The following is a 21,318-nucleotide window of genomic DNA, read 5'->3' as shown; positions in this document are numbered from 1 at the left end:
CGGGCCGCGCGGGACGGCGGGTGCTGGATATTATAATGAAACTATTTAAAAATTGATAACTTTATTTATTTTCTTGCCAAGTCTGCCGCGCGCCGGGCGCCGGAGCGCCGCGCCGGCGCGAAGGAAACTGGCACCTTGAGCGCCACTGTCGGTACAATGCACGTTTCTTCCCATCTCAACGACGGCGCGCCCGCTCGCGGCGCGGCGTCAACACACTCTACTCACTATGGCTGTCATCTCTCTTTCTTCGGCGCAACTCGCGTTCGGACACGTCGCGCTGCTCGATCACGCGGAATTTTCTTTGGAGGCCGGCGAGCGCGTCGGTCTGATCGGTCGCAACGGCACCGGCAAGTCGTCGCTGCTGAAGGTGATCTCGGGCCGCTTCAAGCTCGACGACGGCTTGCTCGTGATGCAGCAAAACATCCAGATCGCCTATGTCGAGCAGGAGCCGGCGTTCGATCCGGAAATGACGGTGCACGACGCCGTCGCCGCCGGCATGGGCGAGCTGCCGGCGCTGCTCAAGGAATACGACGCGCTGACCGGCCAGTTCGGCCAGGGCAACGACGACGCCGTCATGGAGCGCATGCACGACATCCAGGTCAAGCTCGACGCCGGCGACGCCTGGAACCTGTCGAACAAGGTCGAGACCGTGCTCGACAAGCTGAACCTGACCGGCGACATGCTGATGAAGACGCTCTCGGGCGGCATGCAAAAGCGCGTGGCGCTGGCGCGCGCGCTGGTGTCGGCGCCGGACGTGCTGCTGCTCGACGAACCGACCAACCACCTGGACTTTACCTCCATCCTGTGGCTTGAGGGCCTGCTGCGCGACTTCAAGGGCAGCGTGCTGTTCATCACCCACGACCGTTCCTTCCTCGACAACGTCGCCACCCGCATCATCGAACTCGACCGCGGCCGCCTGCTGTCGTATCCGGGCAATTTCACCACCTACCAGACCCGCAAGGCCGAGCAGCTGGAAAACGAGGAGGTGGAAAACGCCAAGTTCGACAAGTTCCTGGCGCAGGAGGAGGTGTGGATACGCAAGGGCGTCAAGGCGCGCCGCGTGCGTGACGAGGGCCGCGTGCGCCGCCTCGAGGCGTTGCGCCTGCAGCGCACGGCGCGCCGCGAGCAGCAGGGCCAGGTCAAGCTGGAGGTCGGTTCGGGCGAGCGCTCGGGCAAGATCGTCGCCGAGCTGGAAAACGTCAGCAAGCGCTTCGGCGACCGCGTCATCGTGGACAACTTCACCGGCACCATCCTGCGCGGCGACAAGGTCGGCCTGATCGGCGCCAACGGCGCCGGCAAGACCACCATGCTCAAGATGATTCTGGGCGAATTGTCGCCGGACAACGGCACCGCGCGCCTCGGCACCAAGCTGCAGGTGGCGTACTTCGACCAGATGCGCACCCAGCTCAACGAGGAGGCCAGCCTGATCGACACCATCTCGCCTGGCAGCGACTGGGTCGAGGTCAACGGCCAGCGCAAGCACTCGATGAGCTATCTGAACGACTTCCTGTTCTCGCCCGAGCGCTCCCGTTCGCCCGTCAAATCGCTCTCCGGCGGCGAGCGCAACCGCCTGTTGCTGGCGCGCCTGTTCGCCAAGCCGGCCAACTGCCTGGTGCTCGACGAGCCGACCAACGATCTGGACATCGACACCCTGGAATTGCTTGAGGAGTTGCTCGAGGAATACACCGGCACCGTGTTCCTGGTCAGCCACGACCGCACCTTCCTCGACAACGTCGTCACCCAGGTCATCGTCGCCGAGGGGCAGGGCCAGTGGCGCGAGTTCGTCGGCGGCTACAGCGACTGGGAGCGGGTGCGCGACACGGTGGCGGCGGCGCCCAAGGCCAAGCCGGCCGCCGTCAAGGCGGCAGAGCCGGTCTCGACGATGGCGGCGCCGGCCGCCAAGGCCAAAAAACTCAGCTTCAAGGAACAGCGCGAACTCGACGAGCTGCCCAAACTGATCGCCGCGCTCGAGGACGAGCAGAGCGCGCTGGCGCTGCAGCTGTCGGACCCGGATTTCTACAAGAAACAGGCGGCCGAGGCCAAGCGGGTCAACGCCCGCGTCGAGCAGATCGAGGCCGAATTGCTGGCCGCGCTGGAAAAGTGGGAAGAGATCGAGGCGCGTCAGCGTTGAGGCGTGCGCGGACGAAAAAATGTTGCGGTGCGGTATAGACACCCAAGGTTGCTTCAAATATAATTTTACGGCGCCGGCGACCGTCGGCAGCCGTCAAAAATGTAATGTGTGGAAGTCTTGTTATCACGGTGATATGATTCAGCGTCGCCGTCGCGGCCCCGCTTGCGGCGCTGCCGAAACGGGGCTGTTTCACGGGGTTTTCCACGGTGCGCCGTCCCGGGCACACACTCTCTAGGACTAAGAGCAAAAAAATGTTGAGATCGCTTACAAAAACCTCCCGGCCGTTTCCCCTGTCGACGCGGACGGCGCCGTGGGCCTGATGCGCGCGCCCGGCGCCGGGCAACTCATCGCGTTGCCGCTGATTATCAGCGGCTTGTTCACCACCTCCGCGCGGGCCCAGATCAGCGACACGATCCAGCCCTACGTGTCGGCCGGCTATGCTTACGACGACAATTTGCTGCGCCGTGACAACACCCGCAATTCCGACGCGGCCCAGTCCGACACCTACACCACGCTGGTGGCCGGCGTCGCGCTCGAGCGCCCGATCGGGCGCCAGGTGGTGACCGCCTCGGCGCGCGCCAGCAAGGTGGCGTTCGACAAGAATAGCGAACTCGACTATACAGGCAAGGATGCCGCCGGCGAATGGAAGTGGCAGCTGGGCAATTACCTGAGCGGCCACGCCGGCGCCAGCTACAGCGAGTCGCTGGCCTCGTTCGCCGATTTCAGCTCGGCCCAGCGCAACCTGCGCACCGACACCAAGCGTTACGTCGACGGCAACTGGCTGTTCCACCCGTCGTGGCAGGTCCACGCCGGCTACATCAACGAGCGCTTCGGCTTCGACCTGCCGGCGCAGAGTTTCAACAACCGCACCGAGAAGACCGCCGAAGCCGGCTTCGACTACATCGCCAGCAGCGGCAGCACCTTCGGCATGGTGGCGCGCCGGCTCAAGGGCGAGTATCCGAACCAGGGCGTCAACCCGTTCACCGGCGCGGCCATCGACAACGGCTACGACCAGGACGAGCTCAAGGTCAACATCCACTGGCTCGCCAGCGGCGTGACCCAGCTCACCTTCCTCGGCGGCTGGGTGCGGCGCACGCACGAGACCGACAAGCAGCGCGACGACAGCGGCGTCAACGGCCGCCTGATCGCCAACTGGACGCCGCTGGGCCACACCCAGTTCAACGCCATGGTCTGGCGCGAGTTCGGCGCCGCCGAAGGCGTCTTCGTCAACAGCGCGCTGAGCACCGGCGTCAGCGCCGGCGCGTCGTGGGCGCCGACGGCCAAGCTGACCTATAACGCCAACCTCAAGTACGAGCGGCGCGAGTTCGAGCCGCTCACCGGGGTCACCGGCCTGAGCGGCCTGACCGACAACGCCCGCACCGGCTCGCTCGGCGTCACCTACCAGGCCTGGCGCCAGGTAAGCCTGAACCTGAACGGCTTCACCAGCCGCCGCTCCGGCAGCGCCGCGGCGTTCACGTCGAGTTACCGCGCCAAGGGCCTCTCGTTCACCGCCACCGTAAAGTTCTAAGCGTCATGACGGTCAACGAGAGTCCCCTGATCACCTTTTTCGAGCGCGTGGTCGATCCCCTGATCATCATGGGGATGTTGTATCTATGCACGGTCGCGCTCGGCGCCAGCTTCACCGGGTACTCGCTGGTGCTGACGATCATCGCCTTCTTCGTCGCCTCGTCGGTCTACAAGTATATCGATCCCTACCGCAGCTGGCACACCGGCGGGCGCTGGGCCGCCGCGCGCGACCTGGTGCTCGGCTGGCTGCTGACGGTGGTGCTGCTGACCCTGATCGGTTACGCCAGCGGCATGGTGCCGCACTACGACCGCACCGTGGTCGTGGTGTGGATGGTGGCCACGCCGGTGGCCATGCTGCTGTGCCACCTGGCGGCGCACCGGCTCGGCGCCGATCCCCGCCGCGGGCAGTTGAGCTCGGTGGTGATCGTCGGCGCCAACGACGTCAGCGTCAAGTTCGCCGCCACCATTGGCCGCCTGCCCAACCTGCTCATGAACGTGCACGGCTACTTCGACGACCGCGGCCCGGAGCGCCGGGTCGAGGGCGTGGCCCATCCGATGCTGGGCAGGATGTCCGACATCGCCGCCTACGTGCGCCAGCACCAGATCAAGATGATCTTCATCAGCCAGCCGATCTCGGCCCAGCCGCGCATCCGCCAGCTGCTCGACGAGCTCGAGGACACCACCGCGTCGGTCTACTTCCTGCCCGACATCTATGTGTTCGACCTGATGCAGGCGCGCTTCGGCAGCGTCGGCGGCATGCCGGTGATCGGCATCCGCGAGTCGCCGTTCACCGGCGTCAACAGCATCATCAAGCGCTGCAGCGACATCGTGCTGGCGCTGGCGATCCAGATCATGCTGATCCCGCTGATGCTGGTGATCGCCGTGGCCATCAAGCTGACCTCGCCCGGACCGGTGATCTTCCCGCAGCGCCGCTACGGCCTCAACGGCGAGGAGATCATCGTCTACAAGTTCCGCTCGATGACGGTGACCGAGAACGGCGACAAGGTGGTGCAGGCGACCAAGGGCGACCAGCGGATCACGCCGGTCGGCGGCTTCCTGCGCCGCAGCTCGCTCGACGAGCTGCCGCAGTTCCTCAACGTGCTGCAGGGGCGCATGAGCATCGTCGGGCCGCGCCCGCACGCGGTGGCCCACAACGAGCAGTACCGCAAGCTGATCAAGGGCTACATGTTGCGCCACAAGGTCAAGCCCGGCATCACCGGCTGGGCCCAGGTCAACGGGCTGCGCGGCGAGACCGAGACGCTCGACAAGATGGAGGCGCGCATCGAGTACGATCTGGACTACTTGCGCAACTGGTCGCTGTGGCTCGATTTATGGATTATCGTGCGCACGGTGCTGGTGGTGGCCAAGCGCGAGAATGCCCACTAGGCCCGCATGGACGGGCGACGGACGACGGACCATCGGGAGGACGCCGAATAGAAATGCTGCATTGCGATATTTGTGCCACAATCCGGGTTGAGGTTGCATTTAATGCATAGCCTTTATAATATTGACAATCGTTTGCGCGGAACGCATACTCTGCCCCCACGCCTGCCGCAGGGCCGGCGCGCCGCCACGAGTGACTGAGGAAGACATTTTGAACCATACACAATTCGACGGCGTCGCGCGACGCCACCCCCTGCGCCGCGCCGGCGTCGGCGCGCTGGCGCTCCTGCTGGCGGCCGGCCTGGCCGCCTGCGGCAAGGGCGAGCAAAAGTCCGGCCAGGCGCTGGTGAAGGTCGGCAGCGAGGAGATCACCGCGCTGCAACTGAACGAGGAACTGGCGCGCTCGGGCGTGCCGGGGGCCCAGCAGCAGCAGGCCCGGCCGCAGATCCTGGCGTCGCTGGTGGACCGCCAGCTGCTCATCAACGAGGCCATCAAGGACAAGACCGACCGCGACCCCAAGGTGGTGCAGGCGATCGAGCGCGCCAAGTCGCTGATCCTGGCCCAGGCCTACCTGCAGAAGAAGGTCGGCACGCCGGCCAAGCCGACCAAGGACGAGATCCAGGACTACTTCGACAAGCACCCGGCGTTGTTCTCCCAGCGTAAGACGATCGACATGCGCCAGCTGGTGCTGCCGACGGCCGACCTGACCGACGCCCTCAAGAAGGACATCGACGACGCCAAGTCGCTCGACGACGTCGCGGCCTTGCTCGACCGTAAGAGCGTCAAGTACGCCCGCAACCAGATCTCGCGCAGCTACGCCGACCTGGCGCCGGCGTTGGGCGACAAACTGCTGTCGCTGCCCAAGGGCCAGCTGTTCATCATCCGCGAGGGCGAGCGCAGCACGGTGGTCACCATCACCGACGTGCGCGACACGCCGGTCGACCTGGCCGCGTCGACCCAGCAGATCGAGCAATACCTGATGAACACCCGCGGCAAGGAAGCGGCGGCGGCCGAACTGGCGCGCCTGCGCGCGGCCACCAAGATCGAGTACGTCAACAAGGCCGACGAGCCGGCCCCGGCCGGCACGCCGGGCGCCCCGGCGGCCCCGGCCGCGCCGGCGGCGGCGGGCACGCCCGGACACGACGACGCCGCCGCCCGCGGCGTGGCTGGACTGAAATAACGGCGCGGCCCGTCGGGCCGTCCACCGCACACACGGAGAACATATTATGAAACGAATCGTATTTTGGATGATGGCGTCGCTGCTGGCGCTGACCCTGGGCACGGCCGGCGCGGCCGAACTGCTGCTCGGCCCCGGCGACGTGGTCAAGGTCTCGGTCTACAACAACCCCGACCTGACCACGGAGACGCGCGTGAGCGCCTCCGGCTTCATCACCTTCCCGCTGGTGGGCCAGGTGTCGGTGGCCGGCCTGCCGACGGCGGCGGCCGAGAAGAAACTGGCCCAGCTGCTGGTGTCGGGCGGCTTCGTCAAGAACCCGCAGGTCAACATGATCGTCACCGTGCTGCAAAGCCAGCAGGTGTCGGTGCTCGGCCAGGTGGGGCGTCCGGGCCGCTACCCGCTGGACGGCAGCCGTAGCGTGCTCGACGTGCTGGCGCTGGCCGGCGGCGTCAGCGCCGACGGCGGCGACACCGTCACCGTGCTGCGCACGCGCAACGGCGCCACCACCAAGGACGTCATCGACGTCGCCGAGCTGGTGCGCACGAGCAACATGAAGGCCGACCTCGACCTGAGCGGCAACGACGTCGTCTACGTCGAGCGCGCGCCGCGCTTCTACATCTACGGCGAGGTGCAGCGTCCCGGCATGTTCCGCATCGAACGTTCGATGACGGTGTTGCAGGCGCTCGCCGCCGGCGGCGGCCTGACCGCCCGCGGCACCGAGCGCGGCCTGCGCATCAAGCGCCGCGACGCCGAGGGCAAGCTGCAGGTCCTCGAGGCCAAGTACGACGACCTGGTGCAGAACGACGACGTGCTGTACGTGCGCGAGAGCCTGTTCTGATAGTGCCGACCGCCGGCCAGCCGGCGGCCCGTCCGCCCCTTTTTGAAAGACAACCATGAACTTCACCCATTTGCTCCTGGCGCTGCGCGCCCGCTACAAGATCGTGCTGATGATCCTGGCCGTGACGGTCGCCGCCACGGTCGTCATCAGCCTGCTGCTGCCCAAGGTCTACAAGGCCAGCACCGCGCTCGTGCTCAACACCAAGGGCGTCGATCCGGTCACCGGCATGAGCCTGCCGGTGCAGATGATGTCCGGCTACGTCGTCACCCAGGCCGACATCATCCGCAGCAAGAGCGTCGCGCTCAAGGTGGTCGAGAACCTGCGCCTGGCCGACAACCCGGCCGTGCAGCAGCAGTTCGCCGACTCGGTCAAGGGCAACACCGACCTGACCATCAAGGAATGGCTGGCCAACCTGTTGCTGGCCAAGGTCGACATCGAACCGGCGCGCGACAGCAGCGTGCTGACCATTAACTTCCAGGGCAGCGATCCGAAGTTCGTCGCCGCCGTCGCCAACGCCTTCGCCGACGCCTACATGCAGTTCAGCGTGCAACTGAAGACCGATCCGGCGCAGCAGGCCTCCGGCTTCATCAACACCCAGATCAAGCTGCTGCGCGAGCAGTACGAGGTGGCCCAGAGCCGCCTGTCGAAATACCAGAAGGACAACAACATCTACAACGCCGACACCCGCGTCGACGTCGAGATGGCGCGACTGAACGAACTGTCGAGCCAGCTGGTGCAGGCCCAGGGCCAGTCGATGGAGGCGCAATCGCGTTCGCGCCAGGCCACCGGCAACGCCGAGGGCTCGCCCGACGTGCTCAACAACGGTTTGATCCAGGGTCTGAAGTCCAGCCTGGCGATGGCCGAGGCCAAGTTCGCCGACACCTCGGCGCGCCTGGCGCCGAACCACCCGCAATACATCTCGGCCAAGTCCGAGGTCGACAAGCTGCGCGCCAGCCTGAACGAACAGATCCGCATCGCCTCGAGCGGCGTGGCCGGCACCAACACCATCTACAAGCAGCGCGAGAGCGAACTGCGCGCCGCGTTGGCGGCGCAGAAGGCGCGCGTGCTGGAGATGAACGGCGCGCGCGACGAGTTCGTCGTGCTCAGCAACGAGGCCGACAACGCCCGCCGCTCGTACGAATCGGCCATGCAGCGCTACAACGCCACCAACCTCGAAGGCCAGTCCAAGCAGTCCGACATCGCCGTGCTGTCGACGGCGAGCACGCCGTCGTCGCCGTCGTCGCCGCGCCTGATGCTGAACCTGGCGCTGTCGCTGGTGATCGGCACCATCCTCGGCGGCGGCGCCGTGCTGCTGCTCGAGATGCTCGACCAGCGGGTGCGCTCGGCGGCCCACATGGGCGACGCCTTCGGCCTGCCGGTGCTGGGCGTGATCGCCACGCCGCGCGCGGCCAAGCGCGCGCTGCGCCGCAACCGCCCGGCCGCGCCGATGGCGCAGCTGCAGTAACGACCCGACCCGCAACCGGGCACACCGACTCACACGGAGCATCCACATGAATTCGAATTCCACCGTCCCATCCTACCCGGCGCCGGAGCTGCGCGACAAGCCGCACGCGTCGTCCGTGCCGGACCGCTCGATCGGCGCCATCCTGATCAAACAGGGGCGCCTGTCGGTGGCCGACGCCGAGAAGGTGATGCGCCACCAGGTCGAGCACAACGTGCGCTTCGGCGACGCCGCGCTGGCGCTGGGCGTGCTGAGCACGGCCGACATCGAGTTCGCGCTGTCGCGCCAGTACGACTATCCCTACCTGCTGCGCGGCGAGAGCGCCATCAGCGAGTCGGTGGTGGCCGCCTATGAACCGTTCACCGCCCGCGTCGAATCGCTGCGGGCGCTGCGCAACCAGCTGATGTGGCGCTGGTTCGAGACCGGCGAGGAGCGCCGCGCGCTGGCCATCACCGGCGCCGAGCGCGGCGACGGCCGCAGCTTCCTGGCCGCCAACCTGGCGGTGGTGTTCTCGCAACAAGGCCAGCGCACCCTGCTGATCGACGCCGACATGCGCCACCCGAGCCAGCACGCGCTGTTCGGCCTGGAGAACCGGGTCGGCCTGTCGTCGGTGCTGTCGGACCGCAACGGCGTCGAGGCCGTGCAGCGGGTGCCGGCGCTGCTGGACCTGTCGGTGCTGACGGCCGGCGCGCCGCCGCCGAACCCGTCCGAACTGCTGGGCCGTCCGGGCCTGGGCAAGCTGCTGCGCGAGCTGGCCCCGCAGTTCGACGTGATCCTGATCGACACCCCGGCCGGCGGCGAATGCTCGGACGCGCAGATGGTCGCCGGCCGCGCCGGCGCCGCGCTGGTCGTCACCCGCCAGGACGCCACCCACGTCAACCAGGTGCACAACCTGATCGGCGCGCTCAGCGAAGCGCGCGTGCACCTCGTCGGCACCGTGCTGAACAACTTCTAACGCGATGGACACCATGGCCACCCAACCAGTCAGCGCGCCGCGTGCGGCGCTGGCGCCATCGATCCTGCTCCTGGTCGGACTGGGCGTGGTGTATCTGCCGACGTTCTGGGACCTGTTCCACGGCGCCTGGAGTTCCGACCGCAACGCCCACGGCCCGATCGTCATGACCGTCGCCTTCGGCTTCCTGTATTTCCGCATGCGCCAGCTGTTGTCGCAGGAGCGCTTCGAGCGCCGTCCGGCGCCGGTGGCCGGCGCCGCCGCGCTGCTGCTCGGCCTGGTGCTGTACGTGCTGGGCCGCTCGCAGGGCGTGCTGCTGTTCGAGGTCGGCTCGCTGATCCCCGTGCTCAGCGGCGTGCTGATCGCCTTCTACGGCGTGCGCACCTGGTCGCGCATGTGGTTCGCCTTCTTCTTCATGCTGTTCATGATTCCGCTGCCGGCCTCGATCGTCGACGTGGTGACCCTGCCGATGAAGATCGGCGTGTCGTACGCCACCGAGCACCTGCTGTACTGGTTCGGCTACCCGATCGCGCGCAGCGGCGTGATCCTCACCATCGGCCAGTACCAGTTGCTGGTGGCCGACGCCTGCGCCGGCCTGAACTCGCTGTTCACGCTCGAGGCGCTGGGCTTGCTGTACATGAACCTGGTGCGCCACCCGTCGGTGGTGCGCAACGTCGTGCTGGCGATCCTGATCGTGCCGATCTCGTTCACCGCCAACACCTTGCGCATCATGTTCCTGTCGCTGATCACCTACCACTTCGGCGACGCCGCCGGCCAGGGCTTCCTGCACGGCTTCTCCGGGCTGGTGCTGTTCCTGTCGGCGCTGCTGCTGATCATCGGCGTCGACAGCGCGCTGAGCTGGCTGGTGCGCAACCGCACCAAGCGCGACGACGACGAGCAGGCCGGCCTGCAACTGCCGGCGGTGGCCGCAGGCGCCTGGCGCCAGCTGACCCACGTGGCGCTGCGCCCGGCGCTGGCGATGCTGGCGGCCATGGTCGGCACCGTCGCGCTGGCGCACGCGCTCACGCCGACCCTTGAGTCGGTGGCCGGCGGCACGACCTTGGCGACCAGCGTGCCGACCCGCTTCGGCGACTGGACCGAGGTGCCCAACGCCAGCGCCCAGGCCGAGCTGTCGACCGCCGAGGACGGCGGACGCAGCCTCGAGCAGCCCTACGACGACGTGCTGATGCGCACCTATGTCAACCGCGACGGCGTGCAGGTGATGCTGGCGCTGGCCTATGCCAAGGAACAGCGCCAGGACGTCAAATTGCACCTGCCGGAGATTTGCTATCCGGCCCAGGGCTACAAGGTCATCGCGTTGAGCCCGGCGAGCCTGGCGGTGACGCCGGCCGGCGCCTTGCCGGGCAAGCACATGGTCGCGTCCAGCCAGAACCGGCTCGAGGCGGTCACCTACTGGACCCGCATCAGCGACGCCTATCCGCAGGGCGGTTTCGACATGCGCATGAAGATCTTCCGTGACGGCCTGGCGGGCAAGGTCGCCGACGGCATCCTGGTGCGCGCTTCGACCCTGGTGCGCGACCAGAGCGAGACCAAGGCCGCGTACGCGGTGCAGCAGGACTTCCTGCGCCAGCTGGTGGCGGCCAACGATCCGCGCGGCCACAAGCTGGTGGCGCGCTGAGGCGATGGTGTTTGGATGTCGATGTGACAGCGGCCCCGGAAGGGGCCGTTTTCTATTGGCCGGGGGACCGTGGCGTATGCGTTTCAACGGTCACCGACCGACGGCCTGTCACGTATGCGTTTCAACGGCCGCATCGACCGGCGGCCTGTGACGTATGCGGTTTCAACGGAATCACGTAGGGCGGATTAGGCGGAACGCCGTAATCCGCCATTTATGCGCCGCCGGCGGCGCATGCATGGCGGATTACGCTGCGCTAATCCGCCCTACGTGTTTTAGATGGGCTTCGGGTTTGACTGTCAGGCCAGCGTGCCGGCCATGGTCGGCTTGAACTGGCGCCGGCGCAGCTGCCGCAGCGCGTGGCGGCGGGTGGCCGGCTCGCCCGCCATGACCAGCAGGTCGCCCAGGCTCAGGCGGATCTGCGGATACGCCCCCAGCGAATTGAGCAGGCCGGGCAGGGCGCGCCCGCCCTTGCCATGCTTGGCGTAGAACAGTTTCGCGGCCTGGACGATGCGGTCGCCCGACTTGAGCGTGATGCGCTCGAACTCGTGCGACACGTCCATCAGATAGCTGTTGGCGCCGATGTTGTACGCCGGGCCGCCATGTTGCACCAGCCGCACCCACATTTCCCAGTCCTGCCACGCCGGCATGGCGGCGTCGAAACCGCCGGCCTCGCGCATGCGCACCGGCGTCGTGAACACCTGGTTGCCGATGACGTTCTCGCCCAGCAACGCCTCGTAATCGGCCACCGGCGCCGCGTTGGCCAGGGTCACCGCGCCGCCCTGGTCGACGATGCGGCGGTCGAACAGGCACGAGAAGCGCTCGCCCGTCTGTTCGCGCGCGCGCCAGGCGGCCAGGAAACGCTCAAGCCGGTGCGGCAGGAACATGTCGTCGTCGTCGAGGCCGGTGATGAACTCGCCCTCGGCGATGTCCAGCGCCTGGTTGCGCGCGGCGCAGGCGCCGAGCGAGGACTCGTTGTGGATCAGCTTGACGTTGTGCGCGCCCTGCAGGCTGCGCACGTAGTCGCAGGTGCCGTCGGTGGCGCCGTCGGAGACGATGATCAGTTCGACGTCGGCGTGGGTCTGGCCGAACACCGACTGCACCGCGCGCCGCAGCAGCGCCTCGCGGTTTTTAGTGGGGATGTAGATCGTAACGAGTGTGCCCATGGGACGCTCCGGTAAAAGAAGGAAACAATACGGCGGGACGGCGCGCGGCGCCGTCCGCTAGCCGCCCAGGCCCGCCATTTTTTTCAAGTCCTGCACCAGCGCCTTGGAGAACACGAACGTCAGCGCGCCGTACACGGCCGCGCCGAGCAGGCCGACCACGATCAGCTGCATCTGCGGTGCGGCCTGCCGGGCCAGCAGCCATTGCTGGGCCGGGTAGATCGCGGCCACCATCAGCAGCGCGAACAGCGGCGCCTGCCAGATGGCGCGCGTCAGCGCCCCGAGGTCGCTGTGCAACTGGCGGGTGGCGTAGTAGAAGTGCGGCAAGCCGTTGAGCACGTTGGCGACGAGGTAGCAGATCGCCACCCCCTCGATGCCCCATTGCACGCCGATGAAGAAGCTGCCGACCTGCAAAATCGCCCCGAGCAGGCCGAGCCGCATCATCAGGTCGGTGCGCCCGGTCGACATGAACACGGTGCCGGTGGTGGTGATGAGCGACTGGATGAAACCGACCGGCGCCAGCCAGGCCAGCACGATGGGCACGGTGGCCCATTTCGGACCGAGCGCGACGGTGACGAACGGTTCGCGCAGCACCCACAGGCCGGCCATCATCGGCGCCGTCATGGTGGCGATCAGGCGCAGCGCGCGCAGGTACAGCAGCGCCATCTGCGGGCGGTCGTTTTGCTGGCGGCTCATGACGGGGAACAGCGCGCGCCCCGCGACCGCGCTCATGCTTTGCAATGGGAACATCATCAGCTTGTAGGCCTGGGCGTAGATGCCCAGCTGCACCTGGCCGAGCACGCGGCCGATGACCAGGCTGTCGGCGTTGCGGGCGAAGAAATTGATGAAGCTGAAGCCGGTCAGGTTGCCGCTGAAGCCCCACAGCGATTTGAACTCGTCCATGCTCCAGACCCACTTGGGGCGCCAGCCGTTCGCCAGCCACAGCTGGACCGTCGACACGGCCGCCGCCGTCAGCGTCTGCCACACCAGCGCGTAGACGCCGAAGCCGGCGTAGGCCAGCGCCACCGCCGCGAGCAGGCCCGACAGCGCCGACACCAGTTCGATCCGCGCCAGGGTGCGGAAACCGGAGCGGCGCTCGAGCAGCGCCTGGTGCACGGCGCTGGCGCTGGTGACGGGAAAGGCCACCGCCAGCAGGCACAGCACCGGCGCCAGGCGCTCGGTGCGGAAGTAGCTGGCCGCCACCGGCGAGGCCGCGCACAGCACGGCGGCCAGCAGCAGGCCCATGCCGACGTTGAGCCAGAACACGGTGTTGGTGGTGTGGTCGCTGAGGTCCTCCTTCTGCACGATGGCGGCGGCGGTGCCCATGTCGCGCAGCAGGTAGGCGAAGTTCATGGCCACGGTGGCCATCGCCAGCAGGCCGTATTCGGAAGGGGGGAGCAGGCGCGCCAGGATGACCAGCGACACCAGTTGCAGCACGATACGTGCCGCTTGCGCCAGCGTGAGCCAGCGCGCGTTCGACATGGCGGACATCAGGCGGTGCTTCTTTCATTGGTGAAACCATAGGCCGCGATCATGGCCTGGAGTTGTTCGTCGTTGTAGCGGGCGCCGACGTTGTCGAGCCACAGCGCCACCTCCTGGGAACCGTCCCAGCAATAGATCTCGTGGCGGGCGTCGGCGCGGCGGAAGGTGGCGCCGCGGGCGCGCGCCATCCACCAGAACCAGATGTCGTCGCCGCGCGGGCACAGCCGCGTGAAGGCGGCGACGTCGAGCACCTCGGGGCCGAACACGCCGGCCGGGTACAGCGTGCCGCCGATGCCGGTGGGGAAGTTAAGCCGGCTCGACTCGTTGTTGGCGGCCTCGAACTCCCAGTCGTTATACGACAGCGGCAGGCCGGCGGCGTCCAGGCGCATGCGGTGCATGCGGTGGCAGATCACCTCCAGCTTGCCCGGCACGCGCGCCTCGGTGAGCTGGCGCAGCCAGTCGCGCCAGTAATACACGTCGTCGTCGGCGGTGACGATGGCGCGCTGTTCGCCTTGTTGCAGCAGCGGAATCATTTTCTTGTACGAGCGGGTGTCGTCGCAGGCCTCGATCTCCAGGCCGGCCGCGCGCAGCGCCGTCACCGCCGGCGGCAGCTTGTCCATGTCGCCATGGGCGATCCACAGCACCACCCGCGCCGGCGCCTGCGACTGCGACAGCAGCGACTTGAGCGTCAGGTGCAGGGTGGCGAAGCGGGGCGGGTAGGAGGTCAGCGAGACCACCACGTCGGCGCCGCCGTTGGCGCCGCGGCGGGCGCCGTAATGGCGCCCGTACGCCAGCCAGTCGCGCTCGAGCACGACGAGGCGGCGCAGGTTCGCGGCGCGCTGGGCCAGCCGGCGCGCCTTGTTCTTCAACCAGCTAGTCATCGAGCGTCCTAGCCGGCGTGCTTGCCGGCGCGGCCGATCGCGTGGTATTCGACGCCTTCCTTGCGCATCGTGGCCGGCTCGTACAGGTTGCGGCCGTCGAAGATCAGCGGCTGCGACAGCGCGGCCTTGAGGGCGCCGAAGTCCGGGCTCTTGAACGCTTTCCATTCGGTCATGATGATCAGCGCGTCGGCGCCTTCGACCGCGCTCATCGGCGCGTCGCTATAGGACAGGCCGCGCTGTTCGGCCGGCAGGTCCGCCAGGTCCAGTTCGAAGGCGTGGCGCGCCTCCTCCATCGACACCGGATCGAACGCGACCACCTTGGCGCCGCGCTTGAGCAGTTCCTTGACCATCACGCGGCTCGGGGCGGCGCGCATGTCGTCGGTGTTGGGCTTGAAGGCCAGGCCCCACATGGCGAAGGTCTTGCCGCTCAGGTCCTCGCCCAGGCGGGCGACGATCTTGCCCAGCAAAATCTGCTTTTGCTGGTTGTTGACCGACTCGACCGCGTGGAGGATCTCCAGGTGCTGGCCGAACTCGCCGGCGCTGCGCACCAGCGCCTGCACGTCTTTCGGGAAGCACGAGCCGCCGTAGCCGGTGCCGGCGTACAGGAAGCTGAAGCCGATGCGCGGGTCGGAGCCGATGCCCTTGCGGACGTTTTCAATGTCGACGTCGAGCTTGTCGGCCAGGTTGGCCAGCTCGTTCATGAACGAGATGCGGGTGGCCAGCATGGCGTTGGCGGCGTATTTGGTGAACTCGGCCGAGCGCACGTCCATGTACAGGATGCGTTCGTGGTTGCGGTTGAGCGGGGCGTACAGTTCGCGCATCTTGTCGCGCGCCTGCTGGCCGGCGGCGTCGGTGTCGGCGCCGATGACGATGCGGTCCGGGCGCATGAAATCGTCCACGGCCGCGCCTTCCTTGAGGAACTCGGGGTTCGACACCACCGTCACGCCGACGTCGGCGCCGCGGGCGGCCAGTTCCTCGGCGATGGCGGCGCGCACCTTCTCGCCGGTGCCGACCGGAACCGTCGATTTATCGACGACAACCTTGAAGGCGGTCATGTGGCGGCCGATATTGCGCGCTGCAGCAACGACGTATTGCAGGTCGGCCGAGCCGTCCTCGTCGGGCGGGGTGCCGACCGCGATGAACTGGATATCGCCGTGCGCGACGCTGGCGGCGACGTCGGTGGAGAAGGTCAGGCGCCCGGCGGCGCGGTTGCGCTCGATGATCTCCTTCAGGCCCGGCTCGTAGATCGGCACGCCGCCATTATTGAGGATGTCGATCTTGCGCGCGTCGACGTCGAGGCAAAACACCGAGTTGCCCAGCTCCGCCAGGCAGGCGCCCGTCACCAGGCCCACATAGCCCGATCCAATCACCGTAATTTTCATTCGCGTTCCTTATTTTCACTGTTTGCGCGCCGCCGGGGACCGCACGGCGCAGTATCGTTACATCACTATCTCATGCTATGCTACGCTGCAGCATTTGTTGGGAATTTTACACGTTATCGACATTTGCATCGGATTATTTTGAATCGAAGCGCGCGCGCCGTCGGCCGCGCGGGTGTCGTCCCGTTACGGCCCATTGCTATTCTTGCATGCTAGAATAGCGGGTGGCGCGCCTGGCGGAACAATTCGGGGCCGGCCGTGGCACGGTGTCTTTTTAACGCGTTAGCAGGAGTTTTAAGTTGGCAAAGATCGATGTCTTGTTGCCTGTCAAGAACGGAGTTGATTTCCTTGCGGAATCGCTCGACAGCCTGTTGGCGCAGACGTTCGCCGACTGGCGCGCGCTGGTGCTCGACCACGGTTCCACCGATGGCAGCGCCGAGATGGTCCAGGAGTACCAGCGGCGCGACCCCCGCATCGAGCTGCACCGCCTGCCGCACGCGCAGGGCCTGTCCGGCCTGCTCAACGCCGGGCTCGATCTGGCCGACGCCGAATTCGTCATGCGCCACGACGCCGACGATGTTTGCGTTCCCGAGCGCATGGCGATCACGCTGGCGGCCTTCGCCGCCGAGCCCGAGTGCGTGGCCATCGGCGGCCAGGCCTTGGTGATCGACGCGGCCGGCGCGCCGCTGGGCGAGATGTCGGTGCCGGTGGGGCGCGCGCGCGTCACCGCCGCCGGCCTGTTCCGTAATCCGGTGGCCCATCCGACCGCCATGTTGCGGCGCAGCGCGATGGTCGAATTGGGCGCCCGCTACGGCGTCGATTTCCTCGGCGCGCTGGCGCCGTCGCAAAGCCTGGAAGTGCCCAACCTGGCGGAGGATTATTTCCTGTTCGGCCAGTTGGCCGTGCTGGGCCGGTGCGACAACGTGCCGCAGCAATTGATACTCTACCGTTGGCACGGCAACAACGTCAGCGCCACCAAGTTCATGGAGCAGACCACCTTGTCGCTGGCGATCTCGCGCTTTTTGATGCGCTCGTTCTGCGCGCGGCACCGGCTGCCGTATGTCGATCCGGCGCCGTTCTGCAACCACGGCGGCCTGCTGCTCGACGTCGACGGCCGGCGCAATTTCGACGCCGACTTCGCGCGGCTGGCCGACGTGCTGCGGCGCGGCCTGGGCGATTCGCCGGCGCTCGAGCGCGAGTTGCGCTACCGGCGCGCGCTGGCCACCCGCAACGGCGCCGGCCTGCTGTGGCGCTACCGGGCGTTCCGCGCCGCCCACCGGCCGGAGACGGGCGAATGGAATGCGATACGCTCCTGGCTGATCCGGCTGTTGCCGGGCAAGCGTCGGCTGCGCGTGGCGGCCGAACCGGCTTGAGCACACTTTTTGGCGGGCCGCGCCGCGATGCGCGACCTCCGTTCTTATAACTGATAGGTACACTATGGCAACTCTGCCCAACTTGGCCTCGCTCAGGTCGTTCAAGGCGCCCGACATCCTGAGGAATCCGTTCCGCCCCGTCTATCTGGTCGGGGCGCTGCTGGTGCTCGTCGCCGCCTTCCTGGGGGCGGCCACGCCGATCCTGGTGAACCTGATGAACGGCAGCCTGGGCAAGCTGATGGCGCTGCCGGCGGCGCTGGTGATCGGGCTGTTGATCATCTACGACCGCAAGCTGACCTTGCTGATGATTATCGTGCTGCGCGCCAGCGGCGACAACGTGCTCGAACTGACCCGCTTCTCGATCGGCAGCTACCCGCTGGGCATCGGCGGCGTCATCAACGGCATGGTGATCGTGCTGGCCGTCATGCTGGTCCTGGAGCGGCCGGGCAACATGCCGCGGCGCGGCTACACCGCGTGGTGGCCGTTCCTGCTGCTCACCTTGCTGGGCATGATCCTGTCGCCCGAGCGCGGCGAGGCCGCGCGCCTGTTCCTGACCCAGGTGTCCTACTTCGCCATGTTCGTCGGCGGCTATTACTGCGTGCGCAACCGCGAGGACTTCCGCGCCTGTCTCAAGCTGGTGATGTGGTCGTCGGCGATCCCGGTGATCTACGCCTTCGTCTCGATGGCCATGGCGGGCGGCCACATCGGCGGCGAATTCCGGCTGCGCAGCACCTTCGGCCACCCCAACGTGCTGGCCTTCTACCTGACGGTGGTGATCGCGCTGGCGTTCTACCTGCTCAAGACGCTGCCGGCCCACACCACGATGCGGGTGCGCGTGTTCATGTCGCTGTACCTGATCGTGCTGTTGTGTTTGTTGCTGCTGACCAAGACGCGCGCCGCCTGGAGCGCCGTCGGCTTCGCCTTCGGCCTGTACGCCCTCATTTTCGAGCGCCGCTACCTGATTTACATGGGCGTGCTCGGCGCGATCGGCCTGCTGATCCCCGGCGTCGGCGACCGCCTGTTGGAACTGGGCCACGGCAACGAGGTGACCATCTACGCCAACCTCAATTCGTTCGCGTGGCGCGTTTATCTGTGGCAGACCGGCATCGACTACATGCAACCGCTGAGCTTCCTGACCGGCAACGGCCTGCAGTCGTTCATCAAGTATTCGGTGATCTTCTTCCCGTTCGCCGGCAAGATCAACTACGGCGCCCACAGCGTCTATGTGCAGCTGCTGTTCGAACTGGGCGTGTTCGGCCTGGTCACCTTCTTCTGGCTGGCCTACTCGATGATGCGCCAGCTGTGGCCGCTGCTCAAGTTCGACCGCCTGGCCGGCTTCACCTTGCTGGTGCTGGTGGCCAACCTGCTGGTGTGCAGCTTCAGCGACAACATGTTCTATTATCTGTCGTACAACTGGTATCTGTGGTTCGCGGTCGGCGCCGGCTGCTCGCTGTGCCTGCACCACGCCGCGGCCGCCCCGGCGCCGGCCGCCCGGGCGCGCTGAACCATGGTTATGCCGCATCGTTCGCTTTCCCCCCTGCCGGCCTCCGCGCCGGCGGCGATTCCCTCGCCGGCCGCGCCGCCCGCGCATCCGCCCCACCTGTCGGTGCTCGACGGCTGGCGCGGCATCAGCATCCTGTTCGTGCTGGCGGCCCATCTGCTGCCGCTGGGGCCGCACCACTACATGTTCAACTACAGCGTCGGCATCCTCGGCATGGTGGTGTTCTTCAACCTGTCGGGTTTTTTGATCACCTCGTTCCTGCTCAAGGACCAGCGCGTGTCCGGCTTCCTGATCCGGCGGTTTTGCCGGGTGCTGCCGCTGGCCTGGTTGTACATGCTCATCGCGCTGGCGATCGCCGCCGCGCCGCTGGCGACCTGGGCCGCCCACTACCTGTTTTACGCCAACCTGCCGCCCGGCGACGGCCGCCTCAACCTGCTGACGCCGATGACCGAGCACCTGTGGAGCCTGTGCATGGAGATGCAGTTCTACGTCGGCGTGGCGCTGCTGGTGTGGGTGCTGCGGGCGCGCGGCCTGCTGTTGCTGCCGCTGCTGGCGCTCGGTTTCACCGGGCTGCGCGTGTGGGACATCGTCACCGCCTCGTCGGTCAGCTATTACCGCATCGACGAGATCCTGGCCGGTTGCACCTTGGCGCTGGCCTACCACGGCAAGCTCGGCGCCAACGCCCGCGGCTGGCTGGCGCGCGTGCCGCAACTGCCGGTGCTGGTGCTGCTGACCTGGTCGTGCATGCCGCAGGGCCAGTGGCTCAACTACCTGCGCCCCTATCTGGCCGCGCTGCTGGTCGGCGCCACGCTGGTGCGTCCGGACGCGGTCCTGGGACGGGCGCTGCACGGGCGCTTCCTGATCTTCGTGGCCGGCATCTCGTACGCGCTGTATGTGATCCATCCGCTGCTCATGCATAGCTGGCTGGGCGACGGCGATGGCGATCTGATGGTCAAGTACGCCAAGCGCCCGCTGTTGTTCCTGGTGCTGTTCCTGCTGGCCTGGCTGTCGACCCGCTATTACGAGGCCTGGTTCATGGCCCTCGGCCGCCGCTGGGCCGGCAGGCTGGCCGGCAAGCCGGCCGGCGCCAGCGCCGCCAAGCCCGACGACGTTACCCTTCCACAGCCCTAACGCGCTTCGGCGCGCGCACCCAAGCGATCTTCATGAAAATAGCGTATCTCATCAATCAGTATCCCAAGGTCAGCCACAGTTTCATCCGCCGCGAGATCCTCGCGCTCGAGCGCCAGGGCTTCGAGGTGCAACGCATCGCGCTGCGCGGCTGGGCCGACCAGCTGGTCGACGCCGAGGACCTGCGCGAGCGCGACAAGACCCGCTACCTGCTGCGCGACGGCGCGCTGGCGCTGGCGCTGTCGACCCTGGGGGTGATGCTCAAGGCGCCGGGCCGCTTTGTCGGCGCGCTGGGACTGGCCCTGCGCATGGCGCGCCGCGCCGACCGGCCGTGGCCGCTGCACCTGATCTACCTGGCCGAGGCCTGCCGCATGCTTGGCTGGCTGCGCGCCTCGGGCGCGCGCCACCTGCACGCGCACTTCGGCACCAACCCGGCCGAGGTGGCCATGCTGGCGCGCGCGCTGGGCGGTCCCGCCTATAGTTTCACCGTGCACGGTCCGGAGGAGTTCGACAAGCCTGAGTTCCTGCACATCAAGGAAAAAATCGCCCGTTCGGCCTTCGTCGTGGCCATCAGCAGCTTCGGCCGCAGCCAGCTGTTCCGCTGGATCCCGTACACCGAGTGGCCGAAGGTCGAGATCGTCCACTGCGGCCTCGAGCCGGTGTTCCACGCCGGCCCGGCCGTGCCGCCGCCGGCCGCGCCGCGGCTGGTGTGCGTCGGCCGCCTGTGCGAGCAAAAGGGGCAGCAACTGCTGGTGCGCGCGGTGGCGCAGCTGGCCGCGCGCGGCGTGCCGGTCGAGCTGGTGCTGGCCGGCGACGGCGAGATGCGCGGCGAGATCGAGACCCTGGTGGCGCGCCACCAACTGCAAAACGCTGTGCGCATCACCGGCTGGATCAGCAGCGACCAGGTGCGCGAGGAGATGCTGGCCGCGCGCGCGCTGGCGCTGCCGAGCTTTGCCGAGGGCTTGCCGGTGGTGGTGATGGAGGCGATGGCGCTGCGCCGCCCGGTGCTGACGACCTATGTGGCCGGCATTCCGGAGCTGGTGCGCGACGGCGTCGAGGGTTGGCTGATCCCGGCCGGCGACGTCGACCAGCTGGCCGCCGCGCTCGAGCGCGCGCTGGCGACGCCGCTGGATGAACTGGCCGCGATGGGCGAGCGCGCCCACACGCGGGCGCTGGCGCGCCATTCGATCGACACCGAGGCCGCCAAGCTGGCCGCGCTGATCAAGGCGGCCCGGCAGGATTGAGCGGCGCACGATACCTACCGCCGCGGCGACCCCGCCGTCGGCAAACCATGGAGTGTTGGTG

The 21,318-nt window shown here is 67.3% G+C and carries 16 protein-coding genes; 12 read left to right on the top strand and 4 right to left on the bottom strand.

Going from position 1 to position 21,318, the window contains the following annotated elements; translation table 11 throughout:
* Nucleotides 1–226 precede the first annotated feature (226 nt).
* The 8 genes from MRBLMU1_RS04100 to xrtB all read left to right on the top strand — a co-directional run bounded on the left by MRBLMU1_RS04100 (nt 227) and on the right by xrtB (nt 11,109).
* Nucleotides 227–2,131: an ATP-binding cassette domain-containing protein gene (locus MRBLMU1_RS04100; RefSeq protein WP_363497419.1), complete on the top strand. Its 1,905-nt coding sequence runs from the start codon at nt 227–229 to the stop codon at nt 2,129–2,131.
* A gap of 319 nt (nt 2,132–2,450) precedes the next feature.
* Nucleotides 2,451–3,659, top strand: a complete 1,209-nt coding sequence (gene epsL / locus MRBLMU1_RS04095) for an XrtB/PEP-CTERM-associated polysaccharide biosynthesis outer membrane protein EpsL (protein ID WP_363497812.1) — start codon at nt 2,451–2,453, stop codon at nt 3,657–3,659.
* Nucleotides 3,660–3,664: 5 nt separating this feature from the next.
* On the top strand, nt 3,665–5,044 hold the full coding sequence (locus tag MRBLMU1_RS04090) for an undecaprenyl-phosphate glucose phosphotransferase (protein WP_363497416.1): 1,380 nt from the start codon (nt 3,665–3,667) through the stop codon (nt 5,042–5,044).
* 208 nt (nt 5,045–5,252) lie between these two features.
* Nucleotides 5,253–6,221, top strand: coding sequence for an EpsD family peptidyl-prolyl cis-trans isomerase (locus MRBLMU1_RS04085; RefSeq protein WP_363497413.1), 969 nt, complete (start codon nt 5,253–5,255; stop codon nt 6,219–6,221).
* A gap of 46 nt (nt 6,222–6,267) precedes the next feature.
* On the top strand, nt 6,268–7,056 hold the full coding sequence (gene epsE, locus MRBLMU1_RS04080) for a polysaccharide export protein EpsE (protein WP_363497410.1): 789 nt from the start codon (nt 6,268–6,270) through the stop codon (nt 7,054–7,056).
* Nucleotides 7,057–7,111: 55 nt separating this feature from the next.
* Nucleotides 7,112–8,521: a chain length determinant protein EpsF gene (epsF, locus tag MRBLMU1_RS04075; protein ID WP_363497407.1), complete on the top strand. Its 1,410-nt coding sequence runs from the start codon at nt 7,112–7,114 to the stop codon at nt 8,519–8,521.
* Nucleotides 8,522–8,567: 46 nt separating this feature from the next.
* Nucleotides 8,568–9,473, top strand: a complete 906-nt coding sequence (gene epsG, locus MRBLMU1_RS04070) for a chain length determinant protein tyrosine kinase EpsG (RefSeq protein WP_363497404.1) — start codon at nt 8,568–8,570, stop codon at nt 9,471–9,473.
* Between the two features lie 13 nt (nt 9,474–9,486).
* A complete protein-coding gene (xrtB, locus tag MRBLMU1_RS04065) occupies nt 9,487–11,109 on the top strand; it encodes an exosortase B (RefSeq protein ID WP_363497401.1) in 1,623 nt (540 codons plus the stop codon).
* Nucleotides 11,110–11,405: 296 nt separating this feature from the next.
* On the opposite strand, the gene MRBLMU1_RS04060 is transcribed toward xrtB, so the two are convergent.
* Genes MRBLMU1_RS04060 through MRBLMU1_RS04045 form a run of 4 tightly spaced genes read right to left on the bottom strand, consistent with a single transcriptional unit; the run spans nt 11,406 to nt 16,014 of the window.
* The gene (locus MRBLMU1_RS04060) at nt 11,406–12,272 is read right to left on the bottom strand and encodes a glycosyltransferase (protein ID WP_363497399.1); all 867 of its coding nucleotides are present in this window, start codon (nt 12,270–12,272) and stop codon (nt 11,406–11,408) included.
* Nucleotides 12,273–12,329: 57 nt separating this feature from the next.
* Nucleotides 12,330–13,760, bottom strand: a complete 1,431-nt coding sequence (locus MRBLMU1_RS04055) for an MOP flippase family protein (protein ID WP_363497396.1) — start codon at nt 13,758–13,760, stop codon at nt 12,330–12,332.
* On the bottom strand, nt 13,760–14,632 hold the full coding sequence (locus MRBLMU1_RS04050; protein WP_363497394.1) for a hypothetical protein: 873 nt from the start codon (nt 14,630–14,632) through the stop codon (nt 13,760–13,762). The genes MRBLMU1_RS04055 and MRBLMU1_RS04050 overlap by 1 nt, the downstream gene beginning before the upstream one ends.
* 8 nt (nt 14,633–14,640) lie before the next feature.
* Nucleotides 14,641–16,014: a UDP-glucose dehydrogenase family protein gene (locus MRBLMU1_RS04045; protein ID WP_363497391.1), complete on the bottom strand. Its 1,374-nt coding sequence runs from the start codon at nt 16,012–16,014 to the stop codon at nt 14,641–14,643.
* A 296-nt stretch (nt 16,015–16,310) separates the two neighbouring features.
* Between MRBLMU1_RS04045 and MRBLMU1_RS04040 the strand changes: the two genes are divergently transcribed.
* The 4 genes from MRBLMU1_RS04040 (at nt 16,311) to MRBLMU1_RS04025 (ending at nt 21,257) form a co-directional block, all read left to right on the top strand.
* Nucleotides 16,311–17,384 carry a glycosyltransferase gene (locus MRBLMU1_RS04040; RefSeq protein WP_363497388.1) on the top strand — a complete coding sequence of 358 codons (1,074 nt, stop codon included), beginning with the start codon at nt 16,311–16,313 and terminating at the stop codon, nt 17,382–17,384.
* A 64-nt stretch (nt 17,385–17,448) separates the two neighbouring features.
* Nucleotides 17,449–18,888 carry an O-antigen ligase family protein gene (locus MRBLMU1_RS04035; RefSeq protein WP_363497385.1) on the top strand — a complete coding sequence of 480 codons (1,440 nt, stop codon included), beginning with the start codon at nt 17,449–17,451 and terminating at the stop codon, nt 18,886–18,888.
* A 9-nt stretch (nt 18,889–18,897) separates the two neighbouring features.
* Nucleotides 18,898–20,016 (top strand): acyltransferase family protein, encoded by a 1,119-nt coding sequence (locus MRBLMU1_RS04030; RefSeq protein WP_363497382.1) that lies wholly within the window; start codon nt 18,898–18,900, stop codon nt 20,014–20,016.
* A gap of 32 nt (nt 20,017–20,048) precedes the next feature.
* Entirely contained in the window at nt 20,049–21,257 is a 1,209-nt protein-coding gene (locus MRBLMU1_RS04025; protein WP_363497380.1) for a glycosyltransferase, read from the top strand.
* The last annotated feature ends 61 nt before the right edge of the window (nt 21,258–21,318 follow it).

This window comes from Burkholderia sp. LMU1-1-1.1 (assembly GCF_040675865.1).
GTDB lineage: Bacteria > Pseudomonadota > Gammaproteobacteria > Burkholderiales > Burkholderiaceae_D > Rugamonas.
This window is presented reverse-complemented; position numbering and strand designations above follow the sequence as displayed.